The sequence below is a fragment of the Mesorhizobium sp. L103C131B0 genome (assembly GCF_000502275.1).
Lineage (GTDB): Bacteria > Pseudomonadota > Alphaproteobacteria > Rhizobiales > Rhizobiaceae > Mesorhizobium.
Map to the genome: position 1 here is coordinate 294,583 of NZ_AYXC01000002.1, position 18,955 is coordinate 313,537.

The window sequence follows — 18,955 nt, forward strand, 5'->3', positions numbered from 1 at the left end:
GGGGCTGATCTCAGATAAACAAACCGACGTTCCGGAACGTCGTCACGTCGATCAGGCCGACATCGGAAATCCTGAGCTCCGGAATGACGACCAGCGCCAGCAGCGAGTGCTGCATGTAGGCGTTGTTGAGCGAGCAGCCCATCTTGCGCATCGCCTCGGTCAGTTTCTCCGCCTTGGCCGCCACGATTTCCGCCCGCTCGTCCGACATCAGCCCGGCGATCGGCATTTCGACCAGCGCAAGCTCCTTGCCCTTCGAAAACAGCACCACGCCCCCGCCGACCTCGCCCAGCCGGTTGACGGCCAGCGCCATGTCTTCCTTGTTGGTGCCGACGCAGATGATGTGGTGGGCATCATGCGCGACGCTCGACGCCATGGCGCAGTCGCCCATATAGCCGAAGCCGGAGACGAAGGCATTGGTGACGCCTCCGGTGCCGCGGTGGCGCTCGACCAGCGCGATCTGGCAGATGTCGTTGCGGCGATCCATGGCGACCAGCCCGTCCTCGACCGGCAGGTCGGCCTCCAGCGCCCGCGTCGGCGCCTGGTTTTCGATCACGCCGATGACCCGCACCCGCACCTCGTTGGCGCCCTTGGGCGCCGCAATGTCGAAGTCGCCTGGCTTCAGCTTCTTGCCGAGCTTGACGGTGTTCTTCGCCGATTTGGGGTAATCATAGGCCGGAATGTCGATCTCGAGCTTGCCGCCCTTGGCCAGCCTGATACCGCGGCCATAGACCTCGTCGATGGTCATGGCGGCAAGATCGGAGACGATCAGCAGATCGGCCAGCCGTCCCGGCGCGATCGAGCCCAGTTCGCGCTCCAGCTTGAAATGCTGGGCGGTATTCAGCGTCGCCATCTGGATCGCCGTCACCGGCTTCAATCCCTGTTGGATGGCGTGGCGCACCACCCGGTCCATATGGCCTTCATGCACCAGCGTGCCGGAATGGCTGTCGTCGGTGCACAGGATGAAGTTGCGCGGGTCGAGACCGCTCTCGGTCACCGCCTTGATCTGCGAGGCAACATCGTACCAGGCCGAGCCCAGCCGCAGCATTGCCTTCATACCCTGGCGCACACGGGCGATCGCGTCCTCGGCGCGCGTGCCTTCATGGTCGTCCTCCGGCCCGCCGGCGACATAGCCATGGAACGGCAGGCCGAGATCGCGCGACGCATAGTGGCCGCCGACCGTCTTGCCGGCCTTGATCGTTGCGGCGATCTCGCCCGACATCACCGGATCGTTGGCCACGACACCGGGAAAATTCATCACTTCGCCGAGCCCGATTATGTTTTCCCAGGTCATCGCCTCGGTGACATCGGCGACCGTCAGTTCGGCCCCGGCATGCTCCAGACCCGGCGCCGACGGCACGCATGACGGCATCTGGACGTGCACGTTGATCGGCATGGCGACGGCCTCGTCATGCATCAGCCGCACGCCGGGCAGACCCAGCACATTGGCGATCTCGTGCGGATCGATGAACATCGAGGTGGTGCCGTGCGGGATGACGGCGCGGCAGAACTCGGTCACCGTCACCATGCCGCTCTCGACATGCATGTGCGCGTCGCACAGGCCGGGCACGAGATAGCGGCCGCCGGCATCGACCACCTTGGTGCCCTGGCCGATGGCATGGCTGGCATTCGGCCCGCAATAGGCGAAGCGGCCGCCTGATATGGCGATGTCGGTGCCGGCGATGATTTCGCCCGAATGCACGTTCACCCAGCGGCCGTTTCGGATGACGAGGTCGGCCGGCTTGCGCCCCGTCGCGACATCGACCAGATGCGTCGCCATCTCGGTCCAGGGCTTGGGTTTCGTCGCCGACGGCTGCTTGGCCATGAAAGACTCCTGTTTGCCCGACTGTGCCAAGCCGGCAACGTTTTGACCAGCGATTGCGGACGAAATCCGGTCGATGAGAACTCGCCCGGGCGGATGCGCTGCACCTGTTCACCCCGACGACAGCATCAACGGTGCAGTCATTCAGTTTGGCTTGTGCCGGCACTTATGCTACTATTCTGGCGATCGTGCTGATTTGCGCCGACGACCCGCCGCGAGGCGGGTTTTTGTTGTGATGAGCCCGAAACCTCCTGAGGTGAAGTCATGATCCGGTTCCTGAAAGCATTCGCCTTCGTCACCCTGTTCCTGATCTCGTCCGGCTTTGCATCCGCCGAGGAGCGTTGGCAGACCTTGCCGGAGCCGGCGGCGATGCCCAAACCGGATCAGAGCGGATATGCGCCGGTCAACGGCATTCAGATGTACTATGCCGTTTTCGGCGCCGGTGATCCGATTCTCCTGATCCATGGCGGCCTTGGCCATGGCGACATCTGGGCAAGCCAGGTGGCGACGATGTCCAAGACGCACATGGTTATCATCGCCGACAGCCGCGGCCATGGCCGTTCTACCCGCACCGAGCAAGCTTACGGCTATGACCTCATGGCGTCGGACTATCTTGCGCTGCTCGACTATCTCAAGATCGACAAGACCGCTCTTGTCGGCTGGAGCGACGGCGGCATTATCGGCATCGACATCGCGCTGCATCATCCGGAGCGGCTGACACGGCTCTTTGCGCAGGCCGCCAACGTCACCACCGATGGCGTCGATCCGGGTGTGCTGACCAACAAGACCTTTGCCGCCTATATCGACCGCTCGGGCCGCGACTACAAGAAACTGTCGAAGACTCCCGACCAGTACGATGCCTTCGTGGCGCAGATCAGCCACATGTGGGAGTCGGAGCCGGCCTGGACCAAGGAACAGCTCGGCAAGATAACCACGCCGACCGCGATCGTTGCCGGCGACCATGACGAGGCGATCAAGCGCGAACACACCGAATACATGGCCTCCGTCATTCCGGGCGCCAAGCTCATCATCCTGCCCAACGCCAGTCATTTCGCCATGCTGCAGGCGCCGGACGAATATAGTCAGGCGGCGCTGGACTTCATCGACGCCAAATAGCGCCCCCAAAATAGAGCACCCCAGCACAGCAACGGGTGCTTCCGATTGTTGAACAATGGGTTCCGTTTTGCGACGAATAGGATTACCTTCCGGCAAGGCGCCTTCTTAACCGCCTTTTCGGAGAACTCGATGCGCTGTCTGACCATTGCCAGTGCCGGATTTCTGATTGCTCTGGCCGCGCCGGCGTTCGCCGCCGACCCGATGGCGGTGCCGATGACCGAACCAGGCTTCGACTGGACCGGCTACTATGCCGGCCTGCAGGCCGGCTACGGCTGGGGCCAGTCCGACATATCAGTGACAGAAGGCGCGCCGTTTTCCATCTCGCCCGACATTGACGGCGGTTTCGTCGGCGGCCATGTCGCCGGCCTGTGGCAGTTCGATCAGGCGGTGCTCGGCGCCGAGGCGGAGCTCAATTATTCCGCCGTCGACGGTACGGCGGTATCAGGCCTTGGAAGCACATTCCGCACGGACATCAAGTGGTTCGGATCTGTAAACGCCAAAGCGGGCTTCGCCATGGACCGCGTGCTGGTCTACGGCGTCGGCGGCGTCGCCTTTGCCGGCATCGAAACTTCGCAAGTCGCGGGCGCGTCGTTCGCCGGCACACGCACGAATGTCGGCTGGACCTTGGGCGCCGGCGTTGACTATGCGCTGACCGACAAATTCATCGTCGGCGCGCAATATCGCTATTACGATTTCGGCTCCGAGCACTATGACGTGGCGGAACCCTTCAACGATCGCGATCAGGATGTGAAGATGAACGCGGTCGGTATCAATCTCAGCTACAAATTCTGAGCCTTCTCGGCGACTGAGATTTTGGCAACAACCAACTGTTTTGCCATCACTAACCACCTTTCATGAGTCCGACACTCGGCAAAAGATGGCTTGACGGGTTTTCGCTGGCGTCTGAAAAGGGCTGGCCTGCGGACGTGGCGGAATTGGTAGACGCAAGGGACTTAAAATCCCTCGATCTCTGATCGTACGGGTTCGATTCCCGTCGTCCGCACCAAATTGAAATGCTTAGGATTCGTTCTGTAAGAACTCACTGGCTACCATAGAAAAGGCTGACGCGGGTAGCCGTAGAGCCGGGATACAAAGCCAGGAACTGCCATGCTGGAGTTTTGGTGTTCGGTATTGGCTGCCGTAAGAACAGTGACGGGGCTGACGGCGCAACTGCGCTTGAGCCAAATCCCGAACCTGTAGCCCTTTCGGTCGTAAGCTCGGCAGTTGGGGATCTAATGCAGCCGAAAAACGACGGTATCCGTGTCGCCGGACTTGCATCGAATGCCGACCAAAACGCCGGTTTCATAGTCATTGACGTGCCACGGTCGGAACGTCGACCACACCGCAGCGATCAAAAGCTATATTACAAGCGTGCTGGTAGCTCTTCATACGCTATGGAGCATGTCGGCATAGAGGATGTGGCTGCAGAACGTCTCAAAGACCTTTGCGAGCCGGCCACCTATTGGCCAGGGCAATCCTCTTCGAGTGTAAGCCGCAACTCACAGACCTTATCATGCCGATGCCACTGGGGCTTGGCTTTGATAAAAGCGCATTGGCAGAGGAGAGGGACAAAACTGAAGAGGTTTAACACTCTTGCTGGAATACCTGCTGCAACACTCCTGTCGGTAGCGACCGACCGCGCGGGCCAGGTCAAGCACTCCCTTGGGAGCCGGCTGGGGCCGCAGCGGCCTCAACCCGGTGGGCATGCTCCGTCGCGATTTTAAGAAGAGTTGCAGCCGTTTCCTGTGGCGTCCAACCTTGCGCTTCTGACGCAGTCACCAAGGCCGCAAACGCGGCTTCTAATGCGACTTCACAGTTCACCTCACGGTCTGGGCTATCCTCTGGCAATATCGGGGGTTCGACGGATAGGGACATCGTGACTTCTTTCAAAGGGGAAAAACCCGCCCCAGCCTTTTGCCACTCAAACATTTCAGCAAAGGATCATTCCAGCTATCAGCAGCGTGATTAGAACTGACAACGGCACGGCCAGAAGACCGACCAACTCAACATTTCTTGTGTTTTGTCGCTTGTCCATCTTCGTCGCCCGCATGTCGTTGGCTTTGGCATCTTGCCGTCAACGCGCAGCTGTTGGAACCAACCACAAGTGCCGCTGATCGGAGATTCAGTCGGTGCTGCATATTAGCAACACATTGTGGAACGATCGGGCGGCATCAGCCAATTGCTTTTGAATGCCCTTGCACTTGCTTCGTACGATTCCGTACAGTTTCCCCCATTGGGGGAGGCGGCCGATGGACCATGACGAGGAAGGCTACAGCATTGACGCCTTCGATTTCGATGTGGTGTGCGAGACCTTCAGGAGATCCGTTCGGGAGCTGAACCTGGCTGAAGAGCATTGGGTAGACCACGCGAAGGCGCTCCTACGGGAATTCACCGACAGCGCACCTGACGACGACATGATTAGCCGGATCGTCGGGCGCTAGTGGCCTATACAGCCCTAGTTGGTTAGAATCGTACCCCGGTCCTGCCACGGAAACCTTTTCCAAGGTTTGCCACGTCATAGAGGCATCACAGAAGCTCTCGGAACAGATTGCCCAGCGCGGAGGCCTATTAACTAAAAAAGCTCGCCACCTTGAGGCAACGGGCATCGCCAATGCCCTCAGAGAGCCCTGCCTGGACGTGTGGCGTCCTGTCCGGCCCTCGCCATTGATTTCGTCGGCAAGCTTGTCTTTGGCCTCGTGATAGGTCTTGAAGTTGGCATCGGGATGGCAATCGCCGGCTGCCAAGGATGCCGGGCCGCTGGCCGACCTATCAGTTAGGCGTCCGTAGCCAGAGCGTTATAAAGCAGCAAACACGCCAGGATAGAAACGGCGCTGCCTAGCAGCTGGTCTGCCGTCAGGCCGGAAAAATAGACAAGATGAAACGTCACCATCGCTCTACCAATCACGGTTCGGAACACTGCCGAATTAACCGTTAGCCGACGCTAATGTTCCGCTCTGGACTCACTACCGCTTTGGAAGAATCCTGCCGCAGCGATCAGCGCCCCGCCGACCTTGATCTCAACGTCGGTGCCACAAGGCTTTCCTTCGTTCGCATGGTTCGCAGAGATTAGCACGATCGCATACTCTCATCTCATCCGGCGTCGTCTCCCTCACAAAGCAGCGCCGGTAAGGCTCGGCGACCTTCTTGTTTGTCCCGTGTGCCAAAGGAGGTCGCCGGGCCTGCCGTTGCTCATCTTTGCTGGTGGTTGCTCCTGATGCTGCGCTTGGCGCCGTCGCCCTACTGCTACCTGCGGGGTAAGGCCGGCGAGCCCTCTTGTCAGGCAGTCCGGCATGTAGGATTATAGTCCTCGTTGCGGCGACCCCTCAATGGAGAGCGCCAATGGCCAGAACCAAACCTTCGGAACAACTTTCCCGGGCTGAAATCGAGCGCTTCCTGGCGGCAGCCGAAGCGCTGCACAAGAGCATCGTCGGGCCGCTCCTGGCGTACCACGGCGAGCACTACCAAGCTCTACGTAAGGTCCATGGACCCCTGTTGAAGTCGATCGAGACCATCACCGGCCAGAGGGCGAAGTTCATCCAGTGGAACGGGACAGGACCGGCACAGCCCCGGGACAAGCCTCCGGGCTAAGTCTCCTCCCGGAAATCCAGCAGCTTGGCATGGCGAAGCTTCTCCTCGCCCTTTAGGAACCGCACGCGGCCGACCAGGCCCGGCTTTAGCCATTCGGCCTTGTCACTCTTGAGCCCTTTCGGCGCCGGCCCGCCAATCTTGCCTTGCACGCGGTCCCATAGGCGCTGGCGCTTGTCCGCCTTGAAGGTGACGAAGGCGCCGCCGGCATAGTGGCCTTTGTCGGCCATCAGCACCATGGCAGGCTTGCCGGCCTCGCGCTGCACGCCGATGATGTCCATCTCCTTTTCGGCATAGCACTTGATCTTGCGCCAGTTCGTCGTCGGACCCGACCGATACTTGCTGCCCTTCCGCTTTGAAACGATACCTTCAAGCCCAGCCTGGTCGACCAGATGAAAGACGGCGTCGCCAGTGCCCGGCATCGCTTCGCTGAACTGGATTCGGCCGCCGTCCGGGATCAACGCCCGGAGGATCTCGCGACGGTCTTCCACCGGCGTGTTCCGCAAGTCATGCCCGTTCAGGTGCAAGAGGTCGAATGCTAGCAGATACAGATCGCGCGACGGCTTGCGGCTGGTCGCGGCTGATTGATGCGCATGGAAGTCGGATAGGCCAGCCTCATTGATCGTAATGGTCTCGCCGTCGATGATGAAGTCTTTCGCCTCGATCGCTTCCGCCTCACCGGCAAGTTGGATGTAGCGGCCCGTCCAATCATAACCGTTCTTGGTGATCAGCCGAATCCCGTCATCATCCTTGATGACCTGGGTGCGGTAGCCATCGAATTTGATCTCATGAATCCAATCATCGCCCATCGGCGGCGTGTCGACCAGTTCGGGTTCCATAGGCTTGATGAATTTCAGACGCATGCACTGACTCGCAGAACCACGACTTCAATTAGCTATCGCTAAATTAGTTCCGGAACATTTTAGACGAATTGGATGTTTGAAGAGCTATGAAGATCGAAGCCGACCAATGCCGGGCAGCGCTGACGCTCATCCGGCGCACAATGGAAGAGCACTGTCCTCCTGGCGTGCTGCCGAGCGAAGAGATGGTCAATGGGCTCTATGGTCCGGAACTGATCCATGAGGCGGAAGCCATTGCCGCCGGCATCGTCGCAACCATTGACCAGCTGCAACTGCCCGTGATGAAACCGCCGTCCCCTAGTATCAAATAGAGACCGACACAGGGAAGGTCGCTTGGCCGCCCGATCGTGGGCTCGCAACGACCGGCGAGGCGATGCCGGCCTCACCAAGGGTTACAGCCCCTCGACCAGCAGCGAAGGCGGCTCGCGGCAGTGCAACGCCCGAAGTGTTTCGAGACGACGATGGCCACCGAGCGTAGCCAGCGCGCGTTGTGCTGCACAAGGACTGAGGCAGCGGCACGGCCGCCCGGGCTACTCCAAAGGCGGCTCTTCGCTCTGTGGAGCCAAAACGGTGATATCCATCCTGGCGATTGTCGATGCGGCGCGCCCCTGGGCGCCAGAATCCGTGTCGCCACTTTCTGCCGCCATTGCCTTGGCGCGATGTCCTACGCTGTCTGCGCTTTTGCCTGGCGCAAATCCTTCGCCCGGTTCTGTCTTTGCGGGTTTCGGTCGAGTTTCAGCTGCCTGCCGATGTTGGTTTCCAATCGCCGAGACCATTGATACCTCCCCTTGATGAGGCCGCGACTGTACCTGTCAAGGCTGTAGCGAGGCTGATCACTTAAGTGGTCGGGTTGCGCCCGCTCGTCGTGGCCCTCCGATCACTGGGCTCTCGATGCCTTGGCGCTCGCGGACGTCTGGTCGGGTCGGAAGTTCAAACTCAGCCGCCCTTTGCGGCACCGGCTTCGCCCGACAACTAGGAACGATTTCGGCCGCCATGTGTTACGCAATCATGAATCTCGCGGATCCCGGATCAACAATGGCAACCGATCTTTTCACGATGCAACTCGCTGATGCTCAGCAGCGCATCAAACAGACCGAGTTCGCGCTGGTACTCAGCGAGAAAATGGTGGCTGAGAACCTCGCTTTATCCAGCAGGATACGATCGGCGAGGCGGCGTGTCCTGAAGGCCGGAAGGCCTCTGGCGACAGTCGACTCAACAAGCTGAAAGAGTTCTTCAAATGATCTCGACCCAGTCCGGACGTGGGAGAGCTTGCCGGTAACCTTAGCGGTAATCGGCCGAGTCGCAGCAGGAAGCGCGCTGAAAACTTGCTCGATGAAGACTGCGGCGTCGCTATGAATCTCGCCTTGCCGAATCCGATCTGCGCAAAGGCGCGTGGTCGAGACCAGGCAGCGGCTCACGAAGATTGATCCCAGCAGGGCAAATTGACCGCTACGGCTCAGTTGAGGCAGCACTTCGAAATCACGGCTATTGACCTGCTGAGCTATCAGTTTGCCTCGATCTCTAATCGTATGGGTTCTCCGCACCACCCTTCGCTCTTCGAGCTTCGGGTGGCACGCCACCCAAGGCAGCCATCTCAAACGTCGAGATAGCCGGCGGCGACGAGCATCGCCTTGTATCGTTGGGCAAATCGGCTGGGCAAACGACTGAGGTAACCTGACGCGCCAATATCCCAATGCGCGCCCAGTTCGCGGTCGAAGGCAGCCGGGTCGAATTGCAGCAAGCCGCTGCGTGGGTAGACCGTGAATTCTCCGAAGATCGGCTCCCCCTCCTCCTCGTAGAAATCGACACGCACCATGTCGAACTCGCTGCCGAGCGCCTCGGCTGCCTCGATCATCCGCGCCAGGCTCTTGGGAGGGGGAATTTCCAGGCTCGAGTCGATCGCGCCCTGGACGATGTTCAGCGGGCGCCAATCGCGATCCAGGTGGGCGGTATTCTTGACCGTGGAACGGAAGGCGACGACGACAATGTAGGCGACGTGGCCAGCCAGCACACAGAATTTGTAGTCGACCGGGTCATAATCCTGGTCCTTGCCGACAAGCGCTTCGACGAAAACCCGCCGCTCTATGTGCGCATAGCTGCGCTCCAGCTTGCGGGCGCCATAGGTTTGGCCAAGGTATTCCGTCATCTCGGCAATGATCGCCTCCCGGTCGGCGTTGGCCGGATCGCGAACGATGACATTCATGGCGCAACCGTGGTTGCATTTGACGGCGTATGGGATTTTCAGGTCATCGAAGGGGATCTGGCGCGGATCGTCGCCCTGCCACAGCACCTCCGGGATGGCGAGCCCGGGAAGCCGCTCCCTGACGATTTCCTTGGACTTGAGCTTGTCGAGAAGGCCGATAAAGCGAGGATCGTCATCGAAAATCTTGCGCCAGTGGACCTTTTCCGTGAACGTCACCGGGGCTGCAAAATTCGGCAGATGCCGCATTCGCTCAAGGAAACGCTGGGTCAACCGGCGATAGCGGACAAGCAGCGCGGCGTTCAGCAACAGGAGAGATGCCCGCGCGCTGTTTCGCTTCAGCCATGCCTTTGCGCCACGCGCCATTCCGGTGTCCTTGCAACTTGCGCAACTTCATCCGCGAAGTGGACGGCCACCCTGCCCGCAGCAGTGAGGCACGTCGAGCTTCGCCGAGCTAGCCCTTCATCGGGTACAGTTTCAAATGCTGGATCAGGATGATCGTCTTGGCATCGATGATGCGGCCGTCTGAAATGCCGGCCAGCGCTTCATCAAGCCGCATTTCCAGAACCTCGATGTCCTCGCCCTCGTCGGCCGCGCCGCCGCCGGCCGAGATGCGGTCGGCGGGTGAATAGCGCGCCACGAAGAACCACAGCCGTTCGGTGACGCTGCCCGGGCTCATATAGGGGGAAAACAGCCGCTCGATGTTCTGTAGGCGATAGCCGAGCTCTTCCTCGGCCTCCTTGAGGATGGCGGTTTCGGGATCGTTTTTGTCGAGCAGGCCGGCGCAGGCCTCGATCAGCGGTTCGCGGTGGCCGGTGACGTAGGCGGGGTAGCGGAACTGCCGCACCAGAAGCACCGTCTGACGCTCGGGATCGAAAGGCAGGATCACCGCGCCGTCGCCACGATCGTAGGTCTGGCGAATCTGCGTCTCCCACTGCCCGTCGCGCCGACGGTAATCGAGAATAGTCTTCTTCAGGACCGCCCAGTCGTCGGACAGGACTTCCTCCGAGCGGATGCGGATACGATCTTCCATGATGAGCTCCAAGCTGTCGGCGCCATGGCGTAACCGCGAACGGTTTTGCGCGCAACCGAAACGGCGACGCTTTCACCGCCTCGTGTCTGGTGCCGGCAACTGCCATCGCCTAAATAGCTGCAGTCCCTCTCCGGAGTTTTTTGATGACCGCAGCGCTTTTCCAGCCGATCGCTCTCGACGGCCTGACCTTTCCGAACCGTATCGCGGTGGCGCCGATGTGCCAGTATTCCGCCGAAGATGGCTCGGCCAGCGACTGGCATCTCTATCACTGGATGAACCTGGCGATGTCGGGCGCCGGCATGGTCACCGTCGAGATGACCGACGTCGAACGGCGCGGCCGCATCACCCATGGCTGCCTCGGCCTCTATTCCGACGACAACGAGGCGGCCGCCCGGCGCACGCTGGATGCAGCAAGGCGCGTCGCCGCGCCGGAAACGAAATTCGGCATTCAGCTTGCCCATGCCGGCCGCAAGGCCTCCAACCGAAAGCCCTGGGAAGGCGGCGGCCCATTGCAGCCGGGCGAGGATCCCTGGCAGACCGTCTCGGCCTCGGCCATCGCCTATGACACCGGCTGGAATGTGCCGCATGCGCTGGAGGAGGATGAAATCCTGCAGCTTATCGAGCGCTTCACTCAAGCCGCGAAGCGGGCCGAGCGCGCCGGCTTCGACTTCCTCGAGTTGCACGCCGCGCACGGCTATCTGATCTTCCAGTTCCTGTCGCCGCTTTCCAACCAGCGCACCGACCGCTGGGGCGGCTCGCTGGAAAACCGCATGCGCTTCCTCATCGAGATCGCCAAATCGGTGAGGAAGGCAGTTCCAAACCTGATGCTTGGCGCCCGCCTGTCGGTGAAGGACTGGGTCGATGGCGGCTTCGAGGTCGAAGAGGCGATCGAGGTGGCCAAAGCTTTGAAGGCGCTTGATGTTGCCTATATCTGCTGTTCGAGCGGCGGCAATTCGCCGTTGCAGAAGCTGCCGACCGGCGCCGGCTATCAGGTGCATCTGGCCGAAGCGGTGCGCAAGGGCGCCGGCATCCCGACACGGGCTGTCGGCCTGATCGACGATCCCTCGCAGGCAGAGGCGATCGTCGCCGACGGCCGCGCCGACATAGTCGCGCTGGCCCGCGCCTTCCTCGCCGATCCGCGCTGGGGCTGGCGCGCCGCCGCCACCTTCAGCGAGAAAATCCATCCCGCGCCACAGCTCGCCCGCTCGGTGACGACGATGCAGCATTGGACGAAGGGCTGAAAAGGCAGCGCCGACGGATGCGCCAAACGCATCTGCTGGACAGATTGCCGCAGCTTCGCGTTAATCCGCCCGCTATAGTCCCTGGGGGCAGGCCGCCTTGGCGGCCGGATTGGGAGCAAAGTCCATGGCATCAAGGGCAATCTATCCGGCGGCAGCCGCTCTGGTGGTCGCACTGTCGTTCGCCGCGTCGTCTCCGGTCGGCGCGCAATATTGCGAAGGCACGGTGCACGGCCTGTCCAGGCACTACGATCTGGATACCGGCAGCGGGTTTCTCGCCGTGCGCGCACGGCCGAACTCGTCGTCGCGCATGATCGGGCAATTGTTCAACGGCGACCACACGGAGATTTTCGACCGCCGGGGCAACTGGTACCAGGTCGAAATCGGCGGACGGACCGGCTGGGCCAACGCCCACTGGCTGCGCAACGACTGAGGTTACTGAGACCAACGATTGCGGTTGGTGAGACGTTTGGGCGCAGGCTGACGGCCATTTTTGCAACCATATTGGCTGCTTTGCGTTGCGGCCATCATGGATAACAAACCTTTTGAAACCCCGGTCGTGGTCGAACTCGGCCATGTCGGCAAATATCGCCAGATCCGCAGCACCCAGGAAGCGGCGGAGTGCCTGATGACGGTGTGGCCTCTCAATCGCGGCCGCGCCATCGTGATGCTCTCGACACTTGCCTCAAAGTGCTGGAAGGTTATCGTTCGACGGCCGATGCACGCAGGGCCTTGATCGAAGCGGCCAAGGAATCGGAAGTGCTGGTTCCCGAAGACCGGCTGCCAGACGCCAAACTGCATTGAAGCCCAGATAGCATTGAATAACGGGCCGCATTGAGCGGACGGACGAACCGGAGGATTTCATGGCGAAGCTGACTTACAAGATCGTCGAGCATGACGGGGGCTGGGCCTACAAGGTCGGTTCGACATTCTCGGAGACATTCCCGACCCACCAGGATGCGCTGCGCGCCGCCGAGATCGCCTCGGCCGAACAGCAGATCGCCGGCGCCACGGACGGCATCCAGTATGAGGATGCCGAAGGCAAGTGGCACGACGAACTGGCCGACGGCCGCGACCGGCCGCAGACCGAAGTTTCCGACTGATCCTTGCCCCTCAGCTTTCGCTGCCGGCCGTGGATGCTCGCCTAAGCAATTCCCTAGGGAATTGCGTCAAAACAAACAGGCGGGACATCCTGCCGGTCAGTCGAAGCCGCGGCTTGATCACTTGCCGCAATATTGATCGTTCACGTTGGGCCTCACATTTCCGTAGGTTCCTGACGGGTCGGAGGCGCACGGCCCGGTAGCGCCGCCATAGCCTTGGCTATCGTCGACATTGATGCTGCCAGTGGTGCTCTGGTCGACCGTCGATGACTGCTCGTTCCCGAACGGCCACCAGTTGTAATGGTTGGAATACGTGCCGTGCGATGACTGCGCCATCGCCGATGTGGCAAGACCGATCGTCAGCACGGATGCTGCAAAAACTTTCCTGTACATTGAATTACTCCGTATCTGCCGCCTTGGGTGCGACACGGGGTAAACCGGATATCAGCCGAATGGTTCGGTGAAATTGTTGTGAGGCTGTGGTGAGGTCTTGGCCGGCGAATGCCCGCTCGGCAATGCGCTTGATGAAGGCGATGACGCGGTCCGGCTCGACGAATTGCGGCATGTGGCCGAGGCCTTCGACCGTCTCGAAATCGAGCCCTTCGATCCTGTCCTTCATCGGCTCCCCATGTATGCGCATGGCGATGACGCGATCGGCTGTCCCGAAGAAAATGCCGGCCGGCATGGCGATCTCTTCATAGCGCTCTTCGATGCGGCCAAGATCCTGTTCGACCGCTACGAAATCGGTGGAGGTTGCATGGAAATGGCTTGGCCTCAGCCCGAGCCATCCGCCGCCATCGATCATGTAGTCGGCGGGAACGGCCTGCGGCGCGAAGATGAACTCCAGTGTCTGCCGCGCATATCTGAGGCTTGTCGGTATCGCGACGGTGTAGGCCATGATCCAGCGCCAAAGCCGCGAACGGATATAGAGCAGGCCCGCTTTCTCGCGGGCGCCGGCTTCCAGATGCGTCAGCGGCGCCAGCAAAGCGATGCCGGAAATCGCGCCGGGATGCTCCAAGGCCAGGGTCAGCGCGACGGCGCCCCCCAGCGAGTGCCCGACCACGAGCGGCCTTTCCAGCCCGAGTGTTTCGATGAAGCGCCTGATGATCTCGACCTGTTCAGGCAGACGGCCGGTGGCTCCTCGCGCGCGAACAGAATAGCCCGATCCCGGCCGGTCGAGTGCAATGAGGCGGTAGCCAGGGCCAAAGCGCTCAAACAGCGTGTGGCGAAACTGGTGGAGCTGCGCGCCAAGTCCGTGCACGAACAGGATCGGCCGTCCCTCGCCCGTTTCGACATAATGGATGCGGCTGCCGTCGATCTCGACGAAGTTTCCGCTGGCCGGCACCAGCCTTTCGGCCTTGGCGGCAATCCAGAGCGTAGCGGCCACCAGACAGGCCACGATGACGAGAGCCAGCACGGACAGGCCGGCGACAAGCCAAAGCAGAATCGATACCAGCATGTTTTCACCCGGGAAGCGGACCGGCGCGCACCATCACCCACTGACGAACGCTCGGCAAGGCAGATGGCGGCTTGTGTCGGCATTGCCGCCAGTTCGATGGCGCGCTATCTCAGGCGACCTTCTTTCTGCCTCAGGCGACCTTGTCTGCCAACGGGCCTGTTTGCCGGAGCCTTCCATGCCTGAAATCGTCACTGCCGCCATGCTTGTCATCGGCGACGAGATTCTGTCCGGCCGCACCAAGGATAAAAATATCGGCCACCTCGCCGACATCATGACGGCCATCGGCATCGACCTGAAGGAAGTGCGCATCGTTCCCGACGAGGAGGACGAGATTGTCGCTGCGGTGAATGCCGTACGCGCCCGCTACACCTATGTCTTTACCACCGGTGGCATCGGCCCGACGCATGACGACATCACCGCCGATTCCGTTTCCATGGCTTTTGGGGTGCCGTGCGAATACGACGCCAAGGCCTATGCCATGCTGGGCGAGAGCTATGCCGCGCGCGGCATCGAATACACCGAGGCCCGCAAGCGCATGGCGCGCATGCCGCGCGGCGCCGACCATATCGACAATCCGGTCTCCGTCGCGCCCGGCTTTCGCATCGGCAACGTCCATGTCATGGCCGGCGTGCCGGCGATTTTCCAGGCCATGCTCGACAATGTCGTGCCGACGCTGAAGGCCGGCACCAAGATGCTGTCGGCCACCGTCCATTGCCCGTTCGGCGAAGGCCTGATCGGCGGTCCCCTGGGCGACATCCAGAAGGCGCATCCCGACACCATCATCGGCTCCTATCCGAAATATGGCGACGGCAAATTCTGGACGGAGCTGGTGGTCCGCGCCCGCAGCCAGGAGGCGCTGGATTCGGCACGCAAGGACGTCGAGGCGATGGTGGCCGGCTTCACCGCCGCCAATTGACCCTGGGTTCGCGGACCATCGCCGGGCCGGAACCAAGCACCGCACTCCCACGTTTTCCCTCGGGCGCAGCACGCGCTGGCAGATTTGAGGGATTTCGCATGCGCTTCAAGACCATCGTCGCCATATTGCAGAACGAACAGGACGCCGAACGCGTGCTCGACTGCGCCATCCCGCTTGCCGACCGGTTCGAGAGCCATCTCATCGGCATCCATGCCGAAGCGCTGCCCGTTCCCTACACCTCGGCAACCGGCTTCCCCGACACTGAGTTCCTGCAGGTCTCCGCCGACATGAACCGCGAGCGCGCCGAGAAATTGCAGGCGCTTTTCGTTGGGCGGATCGAGAATTCCGGCCTTTCCTTCGAATGGCGCAGCCTCGAGAGCTTTTCCGGCGACAGCGCGCTGACGGGTATTTCCAGCGTGCGCGCCGCCGATCTGATTATTGCCGCGCAGCGCGAGACCGGGGGCGACACGAGCGCCGATGTCGACACGCTGGTTTACGATGCCGGCCGGCCAGTGCTGGTGGTGCCGCATGAGGGGCCGTTGGTCACCACATTCAAACATGTGCTGCTGGCCTGGAACGGCAGCAAGGAGGCGGCGCGTGCCGCCTTCGACGCGCTGCCCTTCATCATCGAGGCCGAAAAGACCGACATTCTGGTCATCGATCCGCCGGATACGCTGGATGACAACCCGGAAGCCGCCGGCGCCGAGATCGCCGCGGCACTCTCCAGGCATGGCGCAACGGTCAGCGTGTCGGTGCAGAAATCGGGTAATGCTTCGGTCGATGACGTCATCCAGACCCGGATCGCCGAGACCGGAGCCGACCTTCTGGTGCTCGGCGCCTACAGCCATTCCTGGCTGCGTCAGCTTTTGTTCGGCGGCGTCACGCGCACCGTGTTGCGCAGCGTGCCGGTTGCGGCCTTTTTGTCGCGGTAACTCCACAGCTGGCCCCGCCCTTGCCAATGCCCTGACTTTCCAGTTAATTCCGCGCGCATTCCACAATGTTGCGCGCGGAGTGCAGAATGTCCCTTCCCGAAAAAGCCTTTCCGGTCTCCTGGGACCAGTTCCACCGCGATGCCCGGGCGCTCGCCTGGCGGCTTGCCGGCGCCAACAAGGGTCAGTGGAAGGCCATCGTCTGCATCACCCGTGGGGGCCTGGTTCCCGCTGCCATCATCTCACGCGAACTCGGCATACGCGTCATCGAGACGGTCTGCGTCGCCTCCTATCACGACTACACCAGCCAGGGGCAATTGCAGGTGCTGAAGGAGATCACGCCGGCGCTGCTCGCCGATGATGGCGCGGGCGTGCTGATCATCGACGACCTCACAGACACCGGCAAGACGGCAGGCATCGTGCGCGCCATGATGCCCAAGGCGCATTTCGCCACCGTCTACGCCAAGCCGAAAGGCCGGCCGCTGGTCGACACCTTCATCACCGAAGTCAGCCAGGACACCTGGATCTACTTTCCCTGGGACATGGGTTTCACCTACCAGAAGCCGATCGCCGACGATCACGCCGGCTGATTCGCGCCAGCCCCATTTCTGCCCAGACGGCCAAACCCGCCCCGTCTGCTATGAAAACAGACACTGGAAGGCACATTATTCTGTCGAATCGACGCCTGTTGGCGGATTGGACGGTTGGTGTGATGTTTTTTACTTTTAAGACTTACACTTGTCGGTAAGATTCATACGGCGGCTAACGATTCTGAGGGCTGGGGTAGCTTTCACTGATGCTGACGACACCGGCGACACACGACCATCTGGCTGAAAGGGTCCGCAAGCTCTTCGGCACTTCGCCTTGTCGCCTGCAGGTTGCCGCTTTGCCATGGCGCAATAACGAAGACGGCGTCGAGATCATGCTGATCACCAGCCGAGACACCGGGCGTTGGGTGCTGCCGAAGGGCTGGCCCGAGGCCAGGGAGCCGCTCTGCGAGGCAGCGGCGCGCGAGGCGGGCGAGGAAGCCGGATTGCGTGGCAAGATTTCGCTTTTCGAGGCCGGTCGTTACTTCTACGCCAAGGCCCTCGCGTCCGGCGAGGAAGTCCCTTGCGAAGTGCTGGTGTTTCCGCTGCAGGTCGAGCACGTTGCCGACCGCTGGAAGGAAAAGCGCGCGCGCACCCGCAAATGGGTCAATGGGGCCGAGGCCGTACGCATGGTCAACGAGCCGGACCTCTGCCAGATCATCGCCCATTTCTGCGCCGATCCCGACAAGTTCGTCGTTAGAGCCTAGCTCACAGCCACCGCTGCATAGTCCTGCGCGCCCGCACCGGTTCTTGCCCCGATTCCGGGCTCGGTGCTTCGCTCCGCGCGCCAGCAATCCGACACTATAAATCCCTCCCCTTCAGGCCAAGCTTAGCCACAGCTTGACATGCAGGCATTTACCTGCATATTGTGTCTTCAAGATGAGTGAGACCGATGGACGCCGACAAGGTTTTCAAAGCGCTGGGCGACCCGACCCGCAGAATGCTGCTCGATCTTCTGTGTGAGAAGAACGGCCAGACGCTCGGCGAGCTTTGCGAAAATCTCGACATGGCGAGGCAATCCGCCACGCAGCACATCGATCTGCTGGAAGCGGCCAATCTGATCAGCACGGTCAAGCGTGGCCGCGAGAAGCTGCATTTCATCAACCCCGTGCCGCTGCACGAAGTCTACGAGCGGTGGGTGCGAAAATTCGAACGGCAGCGGCTGAGCCTGCTGCACGACCTGAAACAAGAACTCGAAGGAGACGACCAATGACCCGGGAAACCACCAGTTTTGTCTACGTGACCTACATCAGATCGACGCCACAAAAGGTGTTCGAAGCCATCACCAGGCCCGATATCGCCAAGCGCTACTGGGGCCACGAAAACGTCTCCGACTGGAAGCCCGGCTCGAAATGGGAACACATCCGCGCCAATGACGAACGGACCGTCGAACTCGTTGGCAAGGTCGTCGAAATCTCGCCGCCAACCCGGCTGGTCATGAGCTGGGCCAACGCCTCGCAGGCCGACGATCCGACCAAGCACAGCCAGGTGACGTTCGCCATCGAGGAATACGACACCATGGTCAAGCTGACCGTCAGCCATGACGAGCTCGAAGCCGGCAGCGGCATGGCCAAGGGCATCAGCCAGGGTTGGCCGGCCGTGCTGTCCAGCATGAAATCCTTCCTCGAAACCGGCACGGGCATCGACCTGTTCGCCAAGCCGAAATCGGCCTGAAGCAACCGCGGAGAACGATGATGACCAAGCACTTTACCGGCGGCTGCGCCTGCGGCGCGATCCGCTATGAGGCCAGCGGCGAGCCGATCTTTCAGAACCACTGCCAATGCCTCGATTGCCAAAAGCGCAGCGGTACTGGCCATTGTTCCTATGTGACCTTCGGCCGGCGCGCTGACGTAAAGATCACCGGCGAGCCGAGCACGTGGCGGATGATCGCCGACAGCGGCAATGAAAAAGCCCAGGCCTTTTGCCCGACCTGCGGCACGCCGGTCTACGTAACGTTCGTCGCCATGCCGGAGGTGACGGCTATCCAGGCCACGAGCCTCGATGATCCCGGCCAGTTCGACCCGCAGGCGGTCACCTACACCGTGCGCGGCCACGCCTGGGACACGATCGACCCAGCGCTTCAGCCATTCGAGCGAATGCCTGGATGAACCAG

General features: G+C 61.3%; 22 protein-coding genes, 1 tRNA gene and 1 pseudogene. 18 read left to right on the forward strand and 6 right to left on the reverse strand.

The annotated features are described in order from the left end of the window. Positions 1-10: 10 nt before the first annotated feature. Positions 11-1,822: an adenine deaminase gene (ade, locus tag X730_RS159695; protein WP_023825630.1), complete on the reverse strand. Its 1,812-nt coding sequence runs from the start codon at positions 1,820-1,822 to the stop codon at positions 11-13. Between the two features lie 261 nt (positions 1,823-2,083). On the opposite strand from ade, the gene X730_RS159690 reads away from it, so the two are divergent. The 5 genes from X730_RS159690 (at position 2,084) to X730_RS159670 (ending at position 6,523) form a co-directional block, all read left to right on the forward strand. Further along, entirely contained in the window at positions 2,084-2,935 is an 852-nt protein-coding gene (locus tag X730_RS159690) for an alpha/beta hydrolase (RefSeq protein WP_023753302.1), read from the forward strand. A 129-nt stretch (positions 2,936-3,064) separates the two neighbouring features. Then, the gene (locus X730_RS159685) at positions 3,065-3,727 is read left to right on the forward strand and encodes an outer membrane protein (protein WP_023753303.1); all 663 of its coding nucleotides are present in this window, start codon (positions 3,065-3,067) and stop codon (positions 3,725-3,727) included. Between the two features lie 128 nt (positions 3,728-3,855). Further along, a tRNA-Leu gene (locus X730_RS159680) sits at positions 3,856-3,941 on the forward strand. Between the two features lie 1,243 nt (positions 3,942-5,184). Continuing rightward, positions 5,185-5,376 carry a hypothetical protein gene (locus X730_RS159675; protein ID WP_023667524.1) on the forward strand — a complete coding sequence of 64 codons (192 nt, stop codon included), beginning with the start codon at positions 5,185-5,187 and terminating at the stop codon, positions 5,374-5,376. A gap of 898 nt (positions 5,377-6,274) precedes the next feature. Beyond that, positions 6,275-6,523 carry a hypothetical protein gene (locus tag X730_RS159670; RefSeq protein WP_023695401.1) on the forward strand — a complete coding sequence of 83 codons (249 nt, stop codon included), beginning with the start codon at positions 6,275-6,277 and terminating at the stop codon, positions 6,521-6,523. Here X730_RS159670 and X730_RS159665 read toward each other — a convergent pair. Beyond that, complete coding sequence (locus tag X730_RS159665; RefSeq protein WP_023667527.1) at positions 6,520-7,383, reverse strand: ATP-dependent DNA ligase; 864 nt, start codon at positions 7,381-7,383, stop codon at positions 6,520-6,522. The genes X730_RS159670 and X730_RS159665 overlap by 4 nt on opposite strands. Before the next feature lie 86 nt (positions 7,384-7,469). Here X730_RS159665 and X730_RS159660 point away from each other — a divergent pair, with 86 nt between their 5' ends. Together X730_RS159660 and X730_RS159655 are read left to right on the forward strand one after the other, a co-directional pair. Further along, the gene (locus X730_RS159660) at positions 7,470-7,691 is read left to right on the forward strand and encodes a hypothetical protein (RefSeq protein WP_023681532.1); all 222 of its coding nucleotides are present in this window, start codon (positions 7,470-7,472) and stop codon (positions 7,689-7,691) included. 724 nt (positions 7,692-8,415) lie between these two features. Continuing rightward, the gene (locus tag X730_RS159655) at positions 8,416-8,604 is read left to right on the forward strand and encodes a hypothetical protein (RefSeq protein WP_023688348.1); all 189 of its coding nucleotides are present in this window, start codon (positions 8,416-8,418) and stop codon (positions 8,602-8,604) included. A gap of 370 nt (positions 8,605-8,974) precedes the next feature. On the opposite strand, the gene X730_RS159650 is transcribed toward X730_RS159655, so the two are convergent. Together X730_RS159650 and X730_RS159645 are read right to left on the reverse strand one after the other, a co-directional pair. Then, positions 8,975-9,946, reverse strand: a complete 972-nt coding sequence (locus X730_RS159650) for an ATP-grasp fold amidoligase family protein (protein ID WP_023753304.1) — start codon at positions 9,944-9,946, stop codon at positions 8,975-8,977. An 88-nt stretch (positions 9,947-10,034) separates the two neighbouring features. Further along, positions 10,035-10,613 carry an NUDIX domain-containing protein gene (locus X730_RS159645; protein ID WP_023753305.1) on the reverse strand — a complete coding sequence of 193 codons (579 nt, stop codon included), beginning with the start codon at positions 10,611-10,613 and terminating at the stop codon, positions 10,035-10,037. Between the two features lie 143 nt (positions 10,614-10,756). Between X730_RS159645 and X730_RS159640 the strand changes: the two genes are divergently transcribed. The 4 genes and pseudogenes from X730_RS159640 to X730_RS159630 all read left to right on the forward strand — a co-directional run bounded on the left by X730_RS159640 (position 10,757) and on the right by X730_RS159630 (position 12,954). Next, positions 10,757-11,854 carry an NADH:flavin oxidoreductase/NADH oxidase gene (locus X730_RS159640; protein ID WP_023701165.1) on the forward strand — a complete coding sequence of 366 codons (1,098 nt, stop codon included), beginning with the start codon at positions 10,757-10,759 and terminating at the stop codon, positions 11,852-11,854. A gap of 124 nt (positions 11,855-11,978) precedes the next feature. Then, positions 11,979-12,284 (forward strand): SH3 domain-containing protein, encoded by a 306-nt coding sequence (locus X730_RS159635; protein WP_023825631.1) that lies wholly within the window; start codon positions 11,979-11,981, stop codon positions 12,282-12,284. 93 nt (positions 12,285-12,377) lie between these two features. Beyond that, positions 12,378-12,655: pseudogene (locus tag X730_RS01000000164170) on the forward strand (DUF982 domain-containing protein). Between the two features lie 59 nt (positions 12,656-12,714). Further along, positions 12,715-12,954: a DUF2188 domain-containing protein gene (locus tag X730_RS159630; protein ID WP_023667535.1), complete on the forward strand. Its 240-nt coding sequence runs from the start codon at positions 12,715-12,717 to the stop codon at positions 12,952-12,954. A gap of 117 nt (positions 12,955-13,071) precedes the next feature. On the opposite strand, the gene X730_RS159625 is transcribed toward X730_RS159630, so the two are convergent. Both X730_RS159625 and X730_RS24485 read right to left on the reverse strand, forming a co-directional pair. Then, positions 13,072-13,344 carry a hypothetical protein gene (locus tag X730_RS159625; RefSeq protein ID WP_023825632.1) on the reverse strand — a complete coding sequence of 91 codons (273 nt, stop codon included), beginning with the start codon at positions 13,342-13,344 and terminating at the stop codon, positions 13,072-13,074. Positions 13,345-13,348: 4 nt separating this feature from the next. Next, complete coding sequence (locus X730_RS24485) at positions 13,349-14,410, reverse strand: alpha/beta hydrolase (RefSeq protein WP_023825633.1); 1,062 nt, start codon at positions 14,408-14,410, stop codon at positions 13,349-13,351. A gap of 175 nt (positions 14,411-14,585) precedes the next feature. Between X730_RS24485 and X730_RS159620 the strand changes: the two genes are divergently transcribed. The 7 genes from X730_RS159620 to X730_RS159590 all read left to right on the forward strand — a co-directional run bounded on the left by X730_RS159620 (position 14,586) and on the right by X730_RS159590 (position 18,950). Next, a complete protein-coding gene (locus X730_RS159620) occupies positions 14,586-15,326 on the forward strand; it encodes a competence/damage-inducible protein A (protein ID WP_023825634.1) in 741 nt (246 codons plus the stop codon). Positions 15,327-15,424: 98 nt separating this feature from the next. Next, positions 15,425-16,258: a universal stress protein gene (locus X730_RS159615; protein ID WP_023681540.1), complete on the forward strand. Its 834-nt coding sequence runs from the start codon at positions 15,425-15,427 to the stop codon at positions 16,256-16,258. Between the two features lie 86 nt (positions 16,259-16,344). Continuing rightward, positions 16,345-16,845 (forward strand): xanthine phosphoribosyltransferase, encoded by a 501-nt coding sequence (gpt, locus tag X730_RS159610; RefSeq protein ID WP_023667540.1) that lies wholly within the window; start codon positions 16,345-16,347, stop codon positions 16,843-16,845. A gap of 206 nt (positions 16,846-17,051) precedes the next feature. After that, positions 17,052-17,549: an NUDIX hydrolase gene (locus X730_RS159605; protein ID WP_023667541.1), complete on the forward strand. Its 498-nt coding sequence runs from the start codon at positions 17,052-17,054 to the stop codon at positions 17,547-17,549. 185 nt (positions 17,550-17,734) lie between these two features. After that, positions 17,735-18,055: a helix-turn-helix domain-containing protein gene (locus X730_RS159600; RefSeq protein WP_023681541.1), complete on the forward strand. Its 321-nt coding sequence runs from the start codon at positions 17,735-17,737 to the stop codon at positions 18,053-18,055. Continuing rightward, a complete protein-coding gene (locus X730_RS159595; RefSeq protein WP_023688339.1) occupies positions 18,052-18,516 on the forward strand; it encodes an SRPBCC family protein in 465 nt (154 codons plus the stop codon). Before X730_RS159600 ends, X730_RS159595 begins: the two co-directional genes overlap by 4 nt. Before the next feature lie 20 nt (positions 18,517-18,536). Continuing rightward, positions 18,537-18,950, forward strand: a complete 414-nt coding sequence (locus X730_RS159590; protein WP_023725741.1) for a GFA family protein — start codon at positions 18,537-18,539, stop codon at positions 18,948-18,950. The last annotated feature ends 5 nt before the right edge of the window (positions 18,951-18,955 follow it).